Below are 18,570 nucleotides of genomic sequence, written 5' to 3'. Positions count from 1 at the left end.
TGACTGGTTCGTGGAATGCTATCATCTCTTTGCATCTTCCCCCGAAGCCGGTGTGGGGGTGAATCTCTGGGTAAATCCGGAGACTCGACAGATCCTGCGGCTGACTATCCCCACCCAAGGGGTGGAAGTAAGGGTCCAGCAGGGCATCCGGCTCAGTGTGGAAGCAGAACCACAGCTAGGCTTAGAAGTCACCATCCCCAGCGGGGAGATCCGCCTACCGGGCACCTTGCTTGTGCCCGAGGAGACTGCGCCCCGCTACGGGGTCATTTTTATGCACGGTTCCGGCAGTGTGGATCGGAACGGCAACTTCGGGAACGTAAGGACAGACCTGTACAAGCAACTGGCGGAGGCAGCCTTCGCCCAGGGCTTTGCTTCTTTACGGTATGACAAACGCGGTGTGGGTGACCAGGATCCTAACCTTGCGGCCCACACCCCCAGTGAACTCATGGCGGATCTTTGTGCTGCCATCGACTTTTTGAAAGCCAACAGCTCCGTGGAACAAGTGATCCTGGTGGGGCACAGTGAGGGGGGCGTGCTGGTACCCATGGTGGCGGCCCGACGGGATGATGTGGCGGGGGTGGTGTTGCTGGCGGCACCGGCCCGGCCCCTCCATGAGATCATTGACTATCAAGTGGCGTTGGCAGGACAACAGATGGGCCTAACGGAGGAACAAATCCAAGCCAATCTCGCCATCCAAGCCCAGTTCTACGCAGCTTTGCGGGAGGGCAGCGACTGGATCGAGTTTCTCGGTACTCCCTACTACGCCCCCTACTTCCAAGAGCACTTTTCCTTCACGCCCCTCGAGGAGATCCAAAGGGTCACGGTGCCGGTGTTGATCCTGCACGGACAGTGGGATGCCCAGGTGCCCGTGGAAGATACCCGGGCCCTGGCACAAGCCCTCCAGACTGCGGGCAACACCCGGGTGAAGCTGGTGGAGTTTCCCCGGCTAGATCACCTGTTCATGCCCGCCACCGAGGAGTTTAATCTCGCTGAATATAACGACCCATCCCGGAAAGTGGCGCCGGAAGTGATCGACGCCTTCCTGGAGTGGCTTGCTACCCACTTCTAAACCCGGTTGTCCCCCTTGCCAGGCCGAATCCTGGCAGGTGATCTAGGTTGGCGGAACTACCCTTCCCCTTTTCCGCCAGCTTTCTTCTACTATCGGTTCGCATACAAAGCAGGCCCTATTTCCCCAGTTCCAAGACCTTTTGGATGGTCCCCGGGCCTTGGCGGCGGGACAGGACGATGACCTTTTGGAAGCTTTTTGTGAGGAATTCGGCGCTTAAGTCAAAACGGCGGACCACTTCCTCTAGATCCGAACCGTGGGCCGTGGTAATGATGCTCACCCCCCCAAGGAGAGCCTCCTGGATCGCCCGGGCATCCTCCAGGCTGCCGATCTCATCGGTGACGATGACCCGCGGTCCCATCGAACGGAGCAGCATCATAATCCCCTGGGCTTTGGGGCAGCCGTCCAGCACATCGGTACGGGGCCCTAGGTCGTTTTGGGGCACCCCCTGGTAGCAGCCACCGATCTCCGACCGTTCATCCACCACCGCCACCTGGACACCGGGAAAACCCAAGCGCGGTATCCCCCGACTCAATTGGCGGGCGATGTCCCGCAGCAAGGTGGTCTTTCCACAGCCCGGTGGTGATAAGATCAGCGTACTGCAGATTCGACCACAGGGTCCAAGGATGTGTTCCATCACCGAATCCGCCGCTCCTAGCACCTGACGGGAGATGCGAATATTCAAAGACTGGATATCCCTCAAGAGCACCACCCGACGCTCCTCCACCACCGTCCGGCCGCACAGACCCACCCGGTGTCCGCCAGGGATGGTGATATAGCCGTGGCGCATTTCCTCCACATAGGCATAAAGGGAGTGCTGGCTGATAAGCTCCACAGTGGTGGCCAGTTCCTCCCTAGTTACCATGTATCCCCTTTCGGGCTCGCTTACAATCCTTCCACTTGCCTGCAAAAAGCCATCACCGCGGTTACAAACCACCCCCAAGGGCCGCAGGGCCCGCAGGCGCAGCTCCTCTAGGGCACCCACCAGGTTTTGGGGCAAAGAGGCAATAAGCTTCCGAAGGCTCGGGGCCAAAATCGGTAGGATCTCCCGTTGGAAACGCAGGTAGTTGGACATAAGTTCATCCCCCCTGTTGCATCCTATGCCACAGGGGGGACAACCTAGAAGTTAAAACAGCTGCATTTGGTCAGTGGAAGGCAGACCTTCCAGACAACCGTGCTCCATGAGGGTTTCGATGACCGTCTTACTGGCCCCGGTCCGCTCCTTGAAATCCTCGATGGAGGTAAAGGGCTGGCAGCGAGCCTGGACGATGTTTTCCGCCGCGTTCTTGCCTAGACCCTGTAAACCAATTAAAGGCGGCAGCAGAGTGTTGGGCTCCACCACCCGGAACTTGGTAGCATCGGACCGATATAGATCCACCGGCAAAAACCGTATCCCCCGGGCCATGGCCTCTAGAGCCACCTCCAAGATGGACGCTACGCTTTTGTCCTTCGCGGTGGCATCGGCCCAGTTGTTCTCCACCTTTTGGATCACCCGGCGCATCTGGTCGGGTCCCGCCAGGATCAGATCCGCGTCGAACTCCTCGGCCTTGGTGGTGAAATACGCGGCATAGAAGGCGTCAGGGTGATGGACCTTGAAGTAGGCGATGCGGAAGGACATCATCACGTAGGCCACCGCGTGGGCCTTGGGGAACATGTAGCTGATCTTTTGACAGGACTCGATATACCACTGGGGAACCTCCTTGGCTTTCATCGCCTCGATGTCCTCCGGCTTCAACCCCCGGCCCTTCCGCACTTGCTCCATAATGGTAAAGGCGTGCTTGGAGGGTAGACCCCGCTGGATGAGATAAAGCATAATGTCGTCGCGGGTGGCAATGGCCTCCTCCAAAGTGGCAATCCCGTTTTTGATCAGATCCTGGGCGTTGTTAGCCCACACGTCGGTACCATGGGAAAAGCCCGATATACGCACCAGATCCCCAAAGGTCTTGGGCCGGGTTTCCTTCAGCATCCCCCGCACAAACCGGGTACCAAACTCGGGGATCCCGATGGTCCCCACCTCTTCCCCAATGTCCTCGGGCCGCACCTTGAGGGCCTCTACCCCGGAAAAGATACTCATGGTGTCCGGGTCATCCAAAGGGATCTGCAAGGGATCGACACCGGTCATGTCCTGCAACATCCGCAGCACCGTCGGGTCATCATGGCCCAGGATATCCAACTTCACCAAAGTCTCATCGATGGAGTGGAAGTCAAAGTGGGTGGTGATCGTCCCACTGTTCCGGTCGTTAGCCGGATACTGCACCGGCGTGAACTCACAGACACTGCAACCCACGGGGATCACCACCATCCCCCCGGGATGCTGTCCTGTGGTCCGCCGGACACCGGAGCAACCGCGCACCAGCCGGTTGATCTCCGCATTACGGGCGACTATCCCTTTGCTGTCCAAGTAATTCTTGACAAAACCATAGGCCGTCCGTTCCGCCAGGGTGCTGATGGTCCCCGCCCGGAAGACCTGCTCCTTACCGAACAGCTCTTCGGTGTAGGCATGGATAGCCGCCTGACACTCCCCGGAGAAGTTGAGGTCGATATCCGGCACCTTGTCCCCTTCAAACCCCAAGAACACCTCAAAGGGGATATCAAAGCCGTCGCGATCGAGGGGGGTACCGCACCGGGGACAATCCTGCCGGGGCAGATCCACCCCACAGGCTACGCTCCCATCGGTGATGAACTGGGAATGTTTGCACTGCGGGCACCGATAATGGGGCGGCAGGGGGTTCACCTCGGTGATCCCGCACATGGTGGCCACAAAGGACGAGCCTACCGAACCCCGGGACCCCACCAAATAGCCCTCCTCCATGGATTTGCGGGTAAGCAAGTGGGCGATCCAGTACAAGGCCGCGTAGCCGTTGCCCACGATGGCCTTCAGTTCCTTGTCCAAGCGGGCGGCCACAATCTCCGGCAAATCCTCCCCGTATAGGGCCCGGGCCCTTTCGTAGCTCATCTTGGGAACCAGTTCCTCCGCCTCGGGCATCTTGGGCGGGTGAAGCCCTGCGGGAACAGGACGCAGTTCTTCGATGCTGTCGGCGATCCGCCGGGGATTGTGGATCACCACTTCCTCCGCCCGATCCCCCAGATACGCAAACTCCGCCAACATTTCGGCGGTGGTACGCAGGTACAGGGGAGCCTGCCGTTCCGCATCCCCATACCCCTGGCCCGCCATCAAAATCCGCCGGTATACCTCGTCATGGGGCCGCAGGAAATGAACGTCCCCGGTAGCCACCACCGGAAGCCCCAATTCATCCCCCAGCTTCACCACCGTGCGGTTCAAATCCATGAGGGTTTCCCGAGTGGGCACTTGGGGAGAACCGATAAGAAATTCATTGTTGCCTAAAGGTTGGATTTCCAAGTAATCATAATACCGAGCAATCTCCTTAAGTCTTTCATAGGGGGCCTTATGGATGAGGGCCTGCATCAGTTCGCCAGCTTCACAGGCGGAGCCCAAAAGCAAACCTTCCCGACGTTTGTCCAGTTCCCGGCGCAAAATCCGAGGATGACGGTAAAAGTGCTCGATATGACTGATCGAAATGAGTTCATAGAGGTTTTTCAACCCCTTTTGGTTTTGCACCAGGAGGACAATATGGTACGTGGGGGCTTCGGGTTCTTCGGAATCGGTCAAGTACCCTTCCACCCCGTAGATGATCTTGATCCCGTTCTTCTTGCCGGCGTTATAGGCTTCGGGGAAGGCTTGGACACAACCGTGATCGGTAACGGCGATTGCAGGATGTCCCCACTTCGCCGCCTGTTTGACTGCGGTCTGCAGGTCCACCACACTGTCCATGGCACTCATCCGGGAGTGCAGATGGAGCTCCACACGTTTTACCTCCGCCTCATCCCGGACTTCCGGTGCCTCCCCAACGGATACATCCCGTACGGTCAGGCAAAGCTCCTGGCTGTACCGGTCAATCTCCAAGTCCCCCCGGAGCACATACCAGTTGCCCACCACCATTTTCTCCGCGATCTGATCCTCATCGTCGACGAAGAGCTTAGCGGTGATGGAATCGGTATAGTCGGTGAAGTCCATAATCAGGAGGCTACCCCCCCGGCGGATCACCCTACTTTCCAGGGACATGAGTTCCCCTTTGATCACCACCGACTCACCGGGTTCGCCCAACTGCCGGATGGGAACGGGTGGTTGAGCGACCTTGCGCCCTTTGATCACATTGTTCTCCTGTTTTGGTTTAGCCGTACCGTTTTCCGGGCGCTGCTCCTGTAGTTTCGCCCGTTGCTGCAGCACCAACTGCATATAGGGGTCTGTCTCATCCTGCGGGGCCGGGTCACAGCAAAAATGGATCTCCTTCAGCCCCGGAATACATTCATGCAGGTTCTGGAGCCGATCTAGAATCACCTGATCCAAGTTTTGATCCAGGTGCAAAGTCCAGCGACAATTGGCCAGATCCACGTCAACCTTAATAATGCGGACGTCGTCCAAATCCCCCAGGGGTAGCTCCCCGTTGACTTGCTTCAGGAACGCACTTAACCTAGAGCATTTATCATCTGGACGAATGCAATACCGCACTGTAATCCCTCTTTCGAATAGAAAATAGGACAGAAAGGTCCTCAGGACTAGTGGAAGTTCCGAGAGTACAGACTAATGTCCGCGGGAAAACACCACTTTCAAGATCTCCCGATACATGGAGAAACGGGTACACAGACCCTTTAGGAAGCCTTGTTTTTCCTCCTTCAGGCGGTGGGACACATGCTTCAGGGAAATGGTAACCACCCGCCATCCCATCTCCCGGGCATACTGGGTAATTAAGGTCTCCACCCCAAAGCCCGCCTCCTGAAATCCGGGGGCCCCGGCAAGGGCACTGCGCCGCAGGGCCCGCTGCCCGGATAAGTGGGGGGCGATCCTTTGGGCCAAGTCGGTACAGACCCGCCCCGTGTCAAAGATTCCTACGGCCATGTCGGCCCGTTCCTCCAAGATGGGCTGTAGCAGCTTTTCTACGTGTCTCGGCGTCAAGCCCAACAGGTCACCGTCCAGAAAGAGAATCACTTCCTGCGAGGTGGCCTGCAGCCCCGCATACATGGCGGCACCCTTCCCCTGGTTTTCCGACAAAGCAATCACCCGGGCGCCGGCCGCGGTGGCTTCCGCCACGGTCCGATCCGTTGACCCATCGCTGACCACCACCACTTCATCCACCAGCGGACAGCTACGGGCGGCTTCCACCACCTGCCGGACGGTACCCCCTTCGTTGTACGCGGGGATGATGACGACTACGTCCATTATTGTCACCAGCTTCTCCTATCTATTTCGGCTCCAGAGCCCCCATGGCCTCCTGCACCAGATTGACTACAACCTCGGTGGCCTGCTCCAACTTCACATCCTCCCTGAAGCTTCCGTCCCGTCTACTGATCTCCACATTTCCCGCCGCCAGGCCCTTGGGACCGATGGTGATCCGAATGGGGAACCCAATTAGATCCGCATCCTTAAACTTAACCCCGGGCCGTTCGTCCCGATCATCCAACACTACGGAGATCCCCGCCGCGGTCAAGTTTCTCTCTAGCTCGTCTGCCACGGCCCGTTGCTCTTCTTCATTGTACTTAATGGGCACAATGACCACCTGGTAGGGAGCCACCGACATGGGCCAGATGATCCCGTCCTCATCGTAGTTCTGCTCAATAATAGCAGCCATGGTTCGGCTAACACCGATCCCGTAGCAACCCATGACAATGGGGCGCTCTTCGCCATTCTCATCGGTAAAGGTGGCCTTCAGGGCCGCGGAATACTTGGTACCCAGTTTGAAAACCTGACCCACCTCGATCCCCCGACACAGCTGCAGCTTGCCCTGGCACTTGGGACAAGGATCCTCCACCGTGACCACTCGCAGATCTGCCACCTCTTCGGTGGTGAAGTCCCGCCCCGGGTTCACATTGATCAGATGGGTGTCCTTCCGGTTAGCGCCGGTAACCGCGTTGGTCATATTCATCACACTGTGGTCGGCGATCAGGCGCACCTGGAGTCCCACGGGACCCGTGAAGCCCTTGGGACCCTGGGAGACCTCTGCAATGGTGGCCTCGTCGGCCAGCTCAAGGGTAGTACAACCCAGATACCGCTTCAGCTTCACCTCGTTACACTCATGATCCCCCCGCACCAGCACCGCCACCGGTTGTCCATCGGCCAGATAAAGCAAGGTCTTTATCAGTTTCGAGGCCGGCACCTGCAAAAACTCCGTCACCTGGTCCACCGTGTGCATCGCCGGTGTTTCCACCGCTTCCATGGGCCGTGGTTCTTCCCCAGTGCCGGGACAGGCCGCGGCCGGCGCGATCTCCACATTGGCCGCATAGTCACAGGACTGGCAGATCACCAGCTCCGCCTCGCCGGAGTCCGCAAGCACCATAAATTCATGGGTCCCCGAGCCCCCAATGGCACCGGGATCCGCATCCACTGGCCGGGTATCAAGGCCACAACGGGTAAAGATCCGGGTATAGGCATCGTACATCTTCCGATAACTCTCTTCCAAGCCCGCCTCGTCCTGATCGAAGGAATAAAGATCCTTCATGATGAATTCCCGGCCCCGAATGACGCCGAAGCGCGGACGGATCTCATCCCGGTATTTATTCTGAATCTGATACAACAACAGCGGCATCTGCCGGTAGGAGCTGATCTCCGCCTTGGCCAAGGCCGTGATAATCTCCTCGTGGGTGGGCCCCAGGCAAAACTGGCGATCATGGCGATCCTTGAGCTTAAACATTTCCGCGCCGTAATCATCCCACCGTCCGGTGGCAAACCACAGTTCCGCCGGTTGAATGATGGGCAGCAGAAGCTCCTGACCTCCCGCCGCATTCATCTCCTCCCGGATAATCTGCATAATCTTCTGTAAGACCTTCAGCCCCAAGGGCAGATAAGTATAGATTCCACTGGCACTCTTGCGGATCAATCCCGCCCGGAGCATCAGCCGGTGACTGGGAATCTCCGCTTCGGCGGGCACCTCCCGCAGTGTCGGTGCAAGTAGTCTTGACATTAACATAATAACCCTCCGTTCTCCCTGGCCATTCTTTCGGCCTCCTCAACCAGTACATCCACCATTTCCCCGAGGGACACTTTCCGAATGGCTTGTCCCTCGCGAAACAAAAAGCCACATCCGTCGCCCCCGGCAATACCGATATCTGCTCCCCGGGCCTCCCCGGGGCCGTTGACCTCACAACCCATCACCGCGATCTTGAGGGGCTTGGTCAAATGTGCGGTGCGGGCCTCTACCTCCCGCGCAATAGCCTCGAGCGGTAGTTTACACCGCCCACAGGTGGGACAGGAGATCACAATAGGTCGGGTCTGCCGCAGGCCTAAGGCCTCCAAGACCCAATGGGCCACCCGGACCTCGTTGCCTAAGTCTCCCGTAAGGGAGACCCGCACCGTATCGCCAATCCCCCGGGATAACAAAGCACCCAGGGCCGCTGCGGACCGAATGGCCCCTGCGGGAAACAACCCGGCCTCCGTCAATCCCAAATGCAAGGGATAATCCACTTTCCGGGACAACTCCAAGTTCGCGGTCAACAGCAGATCCACGGAAGTGGCCTTGATGGAAATCACAATATCCTCAAACCCCACCGCCTCCAACAAAGAGACATGGCCAAGGGCACTGGCCACTAGGCCCTGGGCCGTGGGACGTCCGGCTTCATCGAGAAACTCCTTGGCCACGGAACCTGAGTTCACCCCGATCCGGATGGGGATCCCCCTTTCTCGGGCCGCGGCCGCAATATCCTTCACCCGCTTGGGGTCGTTGATGTTGCCTGGGTTCAGCCGCAATTTCGCTACCCCCGCGGCAATGGCCCCCATGGCCAGCTCCCACTGAAAGTGGATGTCCGCCACCACCGGCAAGGGACTCTCCCTTACAATGGTAGGCAAGGCTGCCAGGGCCTTCTTATCCGGTACGGCAACCCGGATAATATCACAACCGAGGGCCGCCACCTCCCGGATCTGGGCCAAGATGGCCTCCACATCCGCGGTGTTAGTGTTGCACATGCTCTGCACAGAAATGGGAGCGCCACCCCCAATGGGGACATCCCCCACATAAACCCGGCGGGTTTTTTCCCTGGGAACCTGGGTCGTCATGATCCTTCCCCCTAGCGTACAATCCGCCCGATATCCGACACCGTGGCGTAGATCATCAGCAGAACCAACAGGAACAGGCCCACCAACATGGCGGTGTTCTGGTATTTGGGCTCAAGTTTCTTCCCCCGCAGCCGCTCGAGGGTAATGAAGACAATATGTCCGCCGTCCAGGATCGGAATGGGTAACAGATTAAACAGACCCAGATTGACGCTGAGCAAAGCGGTAAACCACAAAAGCTCCGGGATCCCCTGCTGGGCATATTCCCCGGTCATGGTGAACATCCCGATGGGACCTGCCACATCCGCGGGGATACCACCGGTAATCATCTGCCCGATCCCCCACACGGTAAGCTTAATCAGAGCCCAGGTAATCTCTACCCCGTAGCGAATCGCCTCCCAAGGGCGCGTGCGGATCCTTTCCAAATAATGAATTCCTATCCGCACCCCCCCTTCGGTGGTCCTGGGGTTCACCTCCAGCTCCAGAAACTCCCCGTCCCGTTCGATCCCGACAATAATGGGGTCGGTACCGGCATCGCCAATCAACTCACTGACTTGTCCTTCTTTGGTGATCCTTTGGCCATTGATCGAAAGGATGCGGTCCCCCTCCTGCATACCAGCAAGGTAAGCCGGCTCCTGGGGTTCCACGTAGGTAACCAGCGGGGGCCATTCCGTAAGCCCAAAGGATACAATGGTCATCAGCAGGGCCGTCAGAACAAAATTCATCAGGGGACCAGCGGCAATGATGCTCAGTTTGCCTAAGTATCCCTTGTCCTCAAAGCTGCGCCCCGGTGGGATGGGCAGGGGTTTTTCCTCTTCATTCAGCTCCTCCTCCATGCCCGCGATCCTTACGAACCCTCCCAAGGGAACGACCCGCAACGAATAACGGGTTTCTTTGCGCTTCCAGGACAACAATTTCGGCCCGAAGCCCAGGGCGAATTCATAGACTAACACCCCGTTCAACTTGGCCAGCAGGAAGTGACCAAACTCATGGAAAAAGACCAACAGTCCAAAGACGACCACAAAGGCCACTACGGTAATGAGCAGATTGCCAAAGACGCTGGGGATTGCAAGTAAATTCATCGGTCTACCTCTTTTCCGAGCAGGCTTTCCACAAAGCTACGCGCCCATTGATCCGCAGCCAGGATATCTTCCAGCCCACAGTCCGGTACCACTTCATGGGCCTCCATGGCCGCCTGGATCGCCCGGGTGATGCTGGGCAAAGAACATTTTCCCCCGAGAAATGAATACACCGCAACTTCATTGGCCGCATTATACACCGCGGGCATGGTACCTCCGACCCGGAAGGCGGCTTCGGCAAGCTTAATCGCGGGAAAAGTCCCGTGATCCACCTCTTCAAAGGTAAGCTGCCCCACCTCCGTAAGTGATAAAACCGGCCGGTCAGCCCCCACCCGCTGGGGATAGGTCAAAGCATATTGAATGGGTACCGCCATATCCGGCAGGCCTAGCTGGGCCAGTACCGAACCGTCCCGGAACTGGACCAGGCTGTGGACGATGCTTTGGCGGTGGACCACCACCTCCACCTGATCCAAGGATAGGCCAAAAAGCCAACAGGCCTCGATAACCTCCAGCCCTTTGTTCACCAGCGTGGCGGAATCGATGGTAATCTTTTGCCCCATGGTCCAGTTGGGATGACGCAAAGCCTGCTGGGACGTCACCCTTTCCAGTTGCTCCGGCCCTAGTCCAAAGAAGGGTCCCCCGGAGGCGGTAAGGATGACCCGCGCCACTTCCTCCGGCGCCGAGCCCTGCAAGCATTGGAAGATGGCACTATGTTCCGAGTCCACCGGTAAAATCTTTACACCCCGCCGGCGGGCCCGTTCCATGACGATGGAACCGGCGGCCACCAAGGTCTCTTTGTTGGCCAGCGCGATATGGGTACCCTGATCGATGGCCGCCAGCGTGGGTCGAATCCCCACCGCGCCCACCACCGCCACCAGACACAGATCCAAGGGGGTGAGGCTGGCCGCGGCCAGCAGTCCTTCTTCACCGTAGAGGATTTCGGTGGAGGTGAAACCCAGGTTTTCCTTCAGGGCCTGGGCGCCCTTGGCATCACCCATCACCGCCAACTGCGGCCGGTATTTTCTCACCTGCTGGGACATCAACTCCACGTTGCGCCCCGCCGTCAGGGCCACCACTTCAAAGCCACCGATCTGGTCGATGACCTTTAAGGCTTGACGCCCGATGGAACCGGTGGATCCCAGGATCGCGATCCTTTTGCCCAAGGAACTGACTCCTTCCTTACATATGGAAGTTTGGCACCAAAATCACGGTACAAACCGCCCGAAGTATAAGTAACAACATGGGGCCTAAAAACAGGCCCACAGAGCCGTAGATGGCCAAACCCAAGTACAGTGAGGCGGCAAACAACAAGGGATGAACCCCCGTGGAACGACCCAAAAGCTGGGGCTCCACCAACTGCCGAAGCAAAACAATAACTGCCAGGTTAACTCCCAAGGCAATGCTCAGCAGTGCCTGCCCCCGCCCTACATGATAAATGATTAAGGGTAAATAGACAACTCCCGGACCAACCACCGGCAGAAACTCCAGTACCCCCGTTAGTATGCCCAAGACCCAAGCGTAGTTAATACCTAGCAGGTGCAACCCCGCGACACTGACTGCGGTGGAAAGAAGCAGAATCACCACCTGGGCCCGCAAATAACCCAAAACGCCGCTGAGCACTTCCCCCTTGATCTGCACAACATAGCCCTGCCAGCTTTCCGGGAGCACCAAAAACAACCACCGGACAAAGTCCCTTTTGTCCCGACTGAGGAAGTAGGCACTGAAAAGGGCCATCATCAGACCGAAAAGAAACTGGGGCAGGCCCCCCAAAGACAACAGCGCCTCTTGGGCTAACTCCTGTAGCTTCAGGTTAAGGGCGGCCAACTGCTTCGTTATTACTTCTGCAACTTGCGGAGGGAGTCCTTTTAAGAATTTCTCGAAAAATATAGACCACTGATCGTACTGAATGATAAGCTCCCGCTGCAGTTCCAGTCGGGCCTGAAGGCCCAAAAGCTCGCCGGACAGGTGGGTCAAAGCACTGACCAGCCCCAGGGCCAAAACAAGGCCCAAGGCCACGAGAACTAGGGTCACCGCGACGTTGCGACCGACTCCCCGCTGCTCGAGATGTCCCACCAGTGGATCGATGACTAAAGCAATAAGGCCCCCACAGATAAAGGGGGCCAGATAAGCAAAAAACAATTTGAGGAGAACAACGATCAGAAGGGCAATGGCAAAAATGAGGGCAACAGCTTTCTGTGCCCGGTGCATAGGCGGTTCACCCCAAAAGCACCGTCACCAACAGATAGGCAAGGGGCGCAGCAAAGATAAGACTGTCGAACCGATCCAATACTCCCCCGTGTCCCGGTAGCAATGAACCCGAATCCTTGACACCAGCGGCCCGCTTCAATGCTGATTCCACCAGATCACCGATCTGTCCTGCGATACCGGCCACCAGCCCCAAAAGGAAACCGATGCCCCCCATATGCCAAAACAGACCCACCAAGCCAGCCACCAACACACCACAGGCCAGGCCCCCCAAAGCCCCCTCCCAGGTCTTCTTCGGACTGATGGTGGGAGCCAAGGGACGTTTGCCTAAGGTAAGGCCGATGAAATAGGCACCGATGTCCTGGGCCCAAATCAGTAATACCAGGGTGATCAGGTAACGGCTACCGTCCCCGAAGGCCCGCAAGAGCCACAAGTAGGAAAACAGGCCCACGTAGATACTACCGAACAAGGCTAAGGCCACCCGTTCCGGGGAGAATTTCGTACCCTTCACCATCTCTTTGATGGCAAAGGCAGCCAAAAGTACGGTCACCACCGCGCCACCGACGGTACCATATTCTTTGTTAATGGTACTAATATATGCTCCGAGAAGCAGGGTTAGGCCACCGAAAATGAGGTCCGCCCGGCTGGGCGCAACACTTAGTTTGTCAAACATCTGACCAAGCTCGTCGGCGGCAATCACGATCAACCCCACCAACAAGAAGAACAAGGGCCAGCCCCCTACGTAATACAACCCCAACAGGATGGGCACACCCACAACCGCGGTGATAATTCTTCTGGAAAGTTGTCCATCGCCCAGCTGCATCTTGCACGGCTCACAAAGGGAGCCGCTCACCTCCCTTTTGAAAATTGCGGCACAACCCTAAAGCTGGCCAAAGCGTCGCTGCCGTCGGCTGTAGGATTCGATGGCCCGGTACAAATCCCGAGGTCCGAACTCCGGCCACGGCACAGGGGTTACGTAAAACTCTGTGTAAGCTATATGCCACAGGAGGAAATTGCTGACCCGGTGCTCCCCGCCGGTGCGAATCAACAGGTCCGGAGCCGGTTGTCCCCGTAGGTACAGGTGCTCTTCAATGAGCTCTTCGTCGATCTCCCCAGGGGAGATCTCGCCGGTTAGAGCCCTTTGCACAATGGCACAAATCCCATCCACCAGTTCCGCCCGACCACCGTAATTGAAGGCGATATTCAAAAACAGAGCATCGTTGTGAGCTGTTTCCCGCTCCGCCCGCTCCAAGCATTCCCGGAGGGAAGAGTCCAAGTCATCCCGGCGCCCGATCACCCGCACCCGTACATTATTTTCGACCAATTCCGGCAAGTATTCGTTTAAAGACTCCTGAAGTAGATTCAAGAGGGCTTCCACTTCCTCCTGGGGCCGACCCCAGTTCTCCGTGGAAAAGGCGTAAACTGTTAGATACTTGATCCCGAGCTCCCCTGCGGTCTCCACCAACTGTCGTAGGGACTGCACGCCCATGCGATGGCCTTCGGTCCGGGAAAGGCCCCGGCCCACCGCCCACCGGCCATTGCCGTCCATAATCACTGCCACATGTGTAGGGATATTCTCAGGCTTTTTCCGTTGGAGAGGCGGCATCAACCGCTTCCACCATGACTTCATATCTCCGGGGGCGACATCCATCCTGCGCCAGGACAGACCCCGCCCTCCACCCCCTCTCCCGGAGGATAGCACACAACCCTTGCCACCAGTCTTTGCTCCTTAGTCCGGGGTATGCACAAAGGGCCCAAAGGGGTTATACTTCCATCTCATGGGCACACACCAGGACAATGCGGTCTTCCTCCTCCCGTTGGGCCACCACCCGCAAAACCCCCGGGCTATGCTCCCCTTTGGGAGGTCGCGTCACCTGAATAATAACAGGATGCCGCCCGGTACAGGCGGCCATCATCCTTTGTGCATCCTCCAGTTTCATGCCTACGAAGGAAAAATCCATTAGATCTCCATAAGCTCCTGTTGCTTCTTTTCCAGAATGCTGTCGATCTCTTCGATGAATTTGTCGGTCAACTTCTGCACATCATCTTGCAGCTTCCGACTTTCATCCTCCGGCAACTCGCCGTCCTTCTCCAAAGCTTTGATCCTCGTGTTGGCATCGCGACGGATGTGCCTGACCGCCACCCGCTTATCTTCGGCCTCCTTGGCCACCAGCTTCGCCAGCTCCTTCCGCCGTTCCTGGGTCAACGGGGGAATGGCAATGCGGATCACATTACCGTCATTGGAGGGCGTCAATCCCAGATCGGCTTTGAGGATGGCTTTCTCAATATCCGCCATGGCGGTCTTATCATAGGGCTGAAGCACCAACAGCTGTGGCTCCGGGGCGCTCACGTTGGCAAGCTGGTTCAAAGGTGTAGGTACGCCGTAATAGTCCACCATGACTCGGTCCAGCAAAGCAGGATTGGCCCGTCCGGTGCGCACCGAAGCAAACTCCCGCTTCAAAGCTTCGATTACACCTTCCATCTTCTTTTGGGCCTCATTAAGTATGCTGTTACTATCCATTCGCCTTCCCTCCCACGAGTGTACCGATCCTTTCGCCAAGGACGGCACGGATAATGTTATCCTCTACATTAAAGTTGAATACCATAATGGGAATCTTGTTGTCCATACACAGGGAAGCCGCTGTGGCATCCATCACCTTTAGGCCCCGTTGAAGCATGTCCATGTGATCTAACTCCTTCAACAGGACAGCCTCCGCGTCATACCGGGGATCCGAAGAATACACTCCATCAACGCCCTTTTTGGCCATGAGGATCATCTCGGCCTCGATCTCCGCCGCTCGCAGCGCCGCCGTGGTATCGGTGGAAAAGTATGGGTTCCCTGTGCCCGAGGCAAAGATCACCACGCGACCCTTCTCCAGATGGCGGATGGCCCGTCGGCGAATATACGGCTCGGCCACTTCCCGCATCTCAATGGCCGTCTGTACCCGGGTCTCCACTCCCAGGTTCTCCAGGGCATCCTGCAAAGCCAAGGCATTAATCACAGTCCCCAACATACCCATGTAATCAGCTGTGACACGATCCATCCCCCGGGCAGAAGCGGGAGCTCCCCGCCAGATATTACCGCCACCGACCACCACCGCGATCTCCACGCCAATTTGCACCACCTTGTGGATCTCCTTGGCAATGAAATTCACCACGTCCAGATCAAGGCCGGTGCCAGAGGCGCCCGCGAGCGCCTCTCCGCTCAGCTTCAGAAGAACACGACGGTAAGCTGGATTCTTCATGGTTTCAACTCCCGGTAGTTATTTTCCTTCCAGCTGCGCCTTCACTTCCTCAGCTAAATTACACTCCCGCTTCTCCAGTCCTTCGCCCCGTTCCCAACGCACAAACCGGCGTACAGAGATGTTCTCGCCCAGCTTGGCCACCAGGGCCTTTTGTACCTCTTCCACCGTCACATCGGGGTCCTTAATAAAGGGTTGCTCCAGGAGACACACTTCTTTAAAGAATTTCTCCAATCTGCCTTCCACAATGCGATCGAGGATCTTCTCCGGTTTGCCTTCGTTGAGGGCAGCATTCCGGTAGATCTCCCGCTCCTTGGCCAGCACCTCTTCGGGCACTTCATCCCGGCTTACATATTTGGGACTAGATGCCGCCACCTGCATGGCCATATCCTTCACAAACTGCTGAAAATCCTCGGTCTTGGCCACAAAGTCTGTCTCACAGTTGACTTCGATCAGCACCCCGATCCGGCCACCCATGTGAATATAAGCATCGACGACACCCTCAGCTGCGGCACGACCGGCCTTCTTCGCCGCATCGGCCAAGCCCTTCTCCCGCAGGATCTGGATCGCCTTTTCCATATCACCGTCGGCGGACAAAAGGGCCTTCTTGCAGTCCATCATCCCTGCCCCGGTCTTCTCTCGCAATTCCTTGACCATTTGCGCTGTAACTGCCATGTCTATGAGCCTCCTCACAAAAAAAGCCCGTGACGACAATGCATCGCCCGGGCCTTTTGTTCTTTGAACTACTCTTCGAGGACACTTGCAGCCTCGTCCTGCTCACCTTGGAACATGTCCTCGGTTACTTCCACGACCTCAACTTCAGGCTCCGGGCTAACCTGGTCTTCTTCGAGTTGAGTATCCTGGAAACCTTCCTTGCCTTCCAATACCGCATCAGCAATGACGCTGGTCAGTAACCGGATGGCCCGAATGGCATCATCGTTCCCCGGGATCACGTAATCTACCTCGTCGGGATCACAGTTAGTATCCACGATCGCCACCACAGGAATTCCGAGCTTGCGTGCCTCCGCCACCGCGATCTTCTCTTTCCGCGGGTCAATGACAAACACTACGTCCGGCAACTCGTACATATTCCGGATCCCGTTCAGGAAACGCTGCAGTTTCGTCCGGGTGTTCACCAGATCTAAAACTTCCTTCTTGGGCCGCACAGCAAAGGACCCATCCTCTTCCATCTTCTCCAGCTTGACCATATAATCGATCCGGCTGCGGATGGTCTGGAAGTTTGTCAGCATTCCACCCAACCAACGTTCATTGACGTAAAACATCCCGCACCGGGTGGCCTCTTCCACCACCGTCTGCTGGGCTTGCTTCTTGGTACCCACAAACAACACGGTGCCACCGTCGGCAACGACATCTCTTACGAAATTGTACGCCTCTTCAATCTTCTTGACGGTTTTCTGTAGGTCTATGATGTAAATCCCATTGCGTTCGGTGAAGATATATTCCTTCATCTTGGGATTCCATCGTCTCGTCTGATGACCGAAGTGAACGCCGGCTTCCAGTAGTTGCTTCATGCCAACTATCGCCATCTCGTCCACCTCCTTTCTCCAGTTGGTTTAGCCTCCGCCTTGTTCTTCCCCAGTTGGCACCCCGCCCGAAGGGCACCCCCAACAGGGTCACAAGGCGTGCGTATTTACACCGTTAAGTAGTATATCACAAAGAGGGTAGGATTACAATAAAATCCTGACAGCTGGAAATCCCTTCGCAACGCCTGGAATAATAGGATTTCAGGTCCCTGATAACACCGTCCAGGATGGTACCAGGTAGCTTTGGCTAACGAAGATTCAGGATAGCCCTTTTCATCAGGAGGCCCAGAAACAATCGTGAACCACAAAGACAGGTCGAAGGGAAGAGGGAGAACCCGCGTCTTCCCCCTCCCTCGAGACAACCACCCAATGCAATCCGATTCCCATCCAGCCTGTTTGACCTACCGATGTTTACCTCACACCTTAATCGGGATTCTCGGTAGCGACAATCTCCTGCATCAGTCTTATATACTCAAGGCCAAACCGCAGGTTTTCGTCCAATTCCTCCCGGGAAAACCGCCCCTGCTTCACATCGTAGGGACTTGCCCACCGGGGCAACGGTTCAAAGGAAATGGCCCCTTGGTAATCAATCTCCTTCAGGGCCCGAATGATCTCTCGCCAAGGTAGTGTACCCAAACCGGGGGCCACCCGGGTGTTATCCGCAAAGTGAATATGCTGGAGCCAATAGCCACCGGCCCGGCGGATGGCCGCGGGAATGCCGTCTCCTTCCTCCATCTGCATGTGGAAGGTATCCCCCATCACCCGTACCTGGGGACTGTTCACCGCTTCTGCCATCCGGATGGCGTCACCGATGGTGTTCACCAAAGACACTTCGTACCGGTTGATGGGTTCGATGGTGATTAGGATCCCTTGGGATGCGGCATACTCAGCACATTTGGCCAGGGAATCCACCACTCTCTGCCAATCCTCCTCCCGGGAGGAAAAATAGGTGGGTTGTCCGACGAGACTGGGCACCACCAACACACTACGAGCCTGCACCTCCACCGCTAGATCGATGCAGGCTTTTACATAATCTACCGCCCGCTGTCTTTCTTTCGCGTCCGGATGACCCAGGGCACGTAGATCATCGGGTGATGGACCGGGGTGCATCCCGCACAGGGAGATAACCTTAAGCCCAAAGTCCCCAGCTAACTGGGCCACTTCCTTCCCGTCATACAAGGCGGGCTCACCCATCAGTTCCACCCCATCGAAACCGATGCCGGCAATCCTCTGGAAAACCTCGGCCAAAGGAGCTTCACCGAAGATCCAGTTGTTGACGTAGCACTCAAACATCTTCTTATTTCCCGACTGCACCATAGACCCTCCCATCGTTATCTTGCCTCACTCTCTAAATACGTCGTTTCCAACTTTA

The 18,570-nt window shown here is 57.0% G+C and carries 17 protein-coding genes; 1 reads left to right on the top strand and 16 read right to left on the bottom strand.

Going from position 1 to position 18,570, the window contains the following annotated elements:
* The first annotated feature begins 58 nt into the window (after positions 1-58).
* Entirely contained in the window at positions 59-1,069 is a 1,011-nt protein-coding gene (locus GXX57_09175) for an alpha/beta fold hydrolase (protein HHV44817.1), read from the top strand.
* A gap of 115 nt (positions 1,070-1,184) precedes the next feature.
* Here GXX57_09175 and spoIIIAA read toward each other — a convergent pair whose 3' ends face one another.
* From spoIIIAA to GXX57_09095, 16 genes are all read right to left on the bottom strand, one after another.
* Positions 1,185-2,141 (bottom strand): stage III sporulation protein AA, encoded by a 957-nt coding sequence (gene spoIIIAA, locus GXX57_09170; protein ID HHV44816.1) that lies wholly within the window; start codon positions 2,139-2,141, stop codon positions 1,185-1,187.
* A 51-nt stretch (positions 2,142-2,192) separates the two neighbouring features.
* Positions 2,193-5,324, bottom strand: a complete 3,132-nt coding sequence (locus tag GXX57_09165; protein ID HHV44815.1) for a PolC-type DNA polymerase III — start codon at positions 5,322-5,324, stop codon at positions 2,193-2,195.
* A 345-nt stretch (positions 5,325-5,669) separates the two neighbouring features.
* Positions 5,670-6,305: a glycosyltransferase family 2 protein gene (locus GXX57_09160; GenBank protein ID HHV44814.1), complete on the bottom strand. Its 636-nt coding sequence runs from the start codon at positions 6,303-6,305 to the stop codon at positions 5,670-5,672.
* A 22-nt stretch (positions 6,306-6,327) separates the two neighbouring features.
* Entirely contained in the window at positions 6,328-8,049 is a 1,722-nt protein-coding gene (locus GXX57_09155; protein HHV44813.1) for a proline--tRNA ligase, read from the bottom strand.
* A complete protein-coding gene (gene ispG, locus GXX57_09150) occupies positions 8,043-9,131 on the bottom strand; it encodes a flavodoxin-dependent (E)-4-hydroxy-3-methylbut-2-enyl-diphosphate synthase (protein HHV44812.1) in 1,089 nt (362 codons plus the stop codon). Before ispG ends, GXX57_09155 begins: the two co-directional genes overlap by 7 nt.
* An 11-nt stretch (positions 9,132-9,142) precedes the next feature.
* A complete protein-coding gene (gene rseP / locus GXX57_09145; GenBank protein HHV44811.1) occupies positions 9,143-10,210 on the bottom strand; it encodes an RIP metalloprotease RseP in 1,068 nt (355 codons plus the stop codon).
* Positions 10,207-11,370 carry a 1-deoxy-D-xylulose-5-phosphate reductoisomerase gene (locus GXX57_09140; GenBank protein HHV44810.1) on the bottom strand — a complete coding sequence of 388 codons (1,164 nt, stop codon included), beginning with the start codon at positions 11,368-11,370 and terminating at the stop codon, positions 10,207-10,209. The genes rseP and GXX57_09140 overlap by 4 nt, the downstream gene beginning before the upstream one ends.
* 16 nt (positions 11,371-11,386) lie before the next feature.
* Positions 11,387-12,415, bottom strand: coding sequence for an AI-2E family transporter (locus GXX57_09135; GenBank protein ID HHV44809.1), 1,029 nt, complete (start codon positions 12,413-12,415; stop codon positions 11,387-11,389).
* Positions 12,416-12,422: 7 nt separating this feature from the next.
* Positions 12,423-13,235, bottom strand: coding sequence for a phosphatidate cytidylyltransferase (locus GXX57_09130; GenBank protein ID HHV44808.1), 813 nt, complete (start codon positions 13,233-13,235; stop codon positions 12,423-12,425).
* Between the two features lie 57 nt (positions 13,236-13,292).
* On the bottom strand, positions 13,293-14,063 hold the full coding sequence (locus tag GXX57_09125; GenBank protein HHV44807.1) for an isoprenyl transferase: 771 nt from the start codon (positions 14,061-14,063) through the stop codon (positions 13,293-13,295).
* Between the two features lie 112 nt (positions 14,064-14,175).
* The gene (locus tag GXX57_09120; GenBank protein ID HHV44806.1) at positions 14,176-14,373 is read right to left on the bottom strand and encodes a hypothetical protein; all 198 of its coding nucleotides are present in this window, start codon (positions 14,371-14,373) and stop codon (positions 14,176-14,178) included.
* The gene (gene frr, locus GXX57_09115; protein HHV44805.1) at positions 14,373-14,933 is read right to left on the bottom strand and encodes a ribosome recycling factor; all 561 of its coding nucleotides are present in this window, start codon (positions 14,931-14,933) and stop codon (positions 14,373-14,375) included. Before frr ends, GXX57_09120 begins: the two co-directional genes overlap by 1 nt.
* A complete protein-coding gene (locus tag GXX57_09110) occupies positions 14,926-15,657 on the bottom strand; it encodes a UMP kinase (GenBank protein ID HHV44804.1) in 732 nt (243 codons plus the stop codon). Before GXX57_09110 ends, frr begins: the two co-directional genes overlap by 8 nt.
* A gap of 18 nt (positions 15,658-15,675) precedes the next feature.
* Positions 15,676-16,329 carry a translation elongation factor Ts gene (gene tsf / locus GXX57_09105; GenBank protein HHV44803.1) on the bottom strand — a complete coding sequence of 218 codons (654 nt, stop codon included), beginning with the start codon at positions 16,327-16,329 and terminating at the stop codon, positions 15,676-15,678.
* 68 nt (positions 16,330-16,397) lie between these two features.
* The gene (gene rpsB / locus GXX57_09100) at positions 16,398-17,201 is read right to left on the bottom strand and encodes a 30S ribosomal protein S2 (protein HHV44802.1); all 804 of its coding nucleotides are present in this window, start codon (positions 17,199-17,201) and stop codon (positions 16,398-16,400) included.
* Between the two features lie 420 nt (positions 17,202-17,621).
* Complete coding sequence (locus GXX57_09095) at positions 17,622-18,512, bottom strand: sugar phosphate isomerase/epimerase (protein ID HHV44801.1); 891 nt, start codon at positions 18,510-18,512, stop codon at positions 17,622-17,624.
* Positions 18,513-18,570: the final 58 nt, after the last annotated feature.

This window comes from Bacillota bacterium (assembly GCA_012839765.1).
GTDB lineage: Bacteria > Bacillota > Limnochordia > DUMW01 > DUMW01 > DUMW01.
This window is presented reverse-complemented; position numbering and strand designations above follow the sequence as displayed.

Coding starts and splice junctions, on each gene's coding strand:
- GXX57_09155 (HHV44813.1), bottom strand. CDS start 8,049: ATGTTAATGTCAAGACTACTTGCACCGACACTGCGGGAGGTGCCCGCC.
- ispG (HHV44812.1), bottom strand. CDS start 9,131: ATGACGACCCAGGTTCCCAGGGAAAAAACCCGCCGGGTTTATGTGGGG.
- GXX57_09160 (HHV44814.1), bottom strand. CDS start 6,305: ATGGACGTAGTCGTCATCATCCCCGCGTACAACGAAGGGGGTACCGTC.
- tsf (HHV44803.1), bottom strand. CDS start 16,329: ATGGCAGTTACAGCGCAAATGGTCAAGGAATTGCGAGAGAAGACCGGG.
- spoIIIAA (HHV44816.1), bottom strand. CDS start 2,141: ATGTCCAACTACCTGCGTTTCCAACGGGAGATCCTACCGATTTTGGCC.
- frr (HHV44805.1), bottom strand. CDS start 14,933: ATGGATAGTAACAGCATACTTAATGAGGCCCAAAAGAAGATGGAAGGT.
- GXX57_09130 (HHV44808.1), bottom strand. CDS start 13,235: ATGCAGCTGGGCGATGGACAACTTTCCAGAAGAATTATCACCGCGGTT.
- rpsB (HHV44802.1), bottom strand. CDS start 17,201: ATGGCGATAGTTGGCATGAAGCAACTACTGGAAGCCGGCGTTCACTTC.
- GXX57_09110 (HHV44804.1), bottom strand. CDS start 15,657: ATGAAGAATCCAGCTTACCGTCGTGTTCTTCTGAAGCTGAGCGGAGAG.
- GXX57_09135 (HHV44809.1), bottom strand. CDS start 12,415: ATGCACCGGGCACAGAAAGCTGTTGCCCTCATTTTTGCCATTGCCCTT.
- GXX57_09165 (HHV44815.1), bottom strand. CDS start 5,324: ATGCAGTTGGTGCTGCAGCAACGGGCGAAACTACAGGAGCAGCGCCCG.
- rseP (HHV44811.1), bottom strand. CDS start 10,210: ATGAATTTACTTGCAATCCCCAGCGTCTTTGGCAATCTGCTCATTACC.
- GXX57_09125 (HHV44807.1), bottom strand. CDS start 14,063: ATGGATGTCGCCCCCGGAGATATGAAGTCATGGTGGAAGCGGTTGATG.
- GXX57_09120 (HHV44806.1), bottom strand. CDS start 14,373: ATGGATTTTTCCTTCGTAGGCATGAAACTGGAGGATGCACAAAGGATG.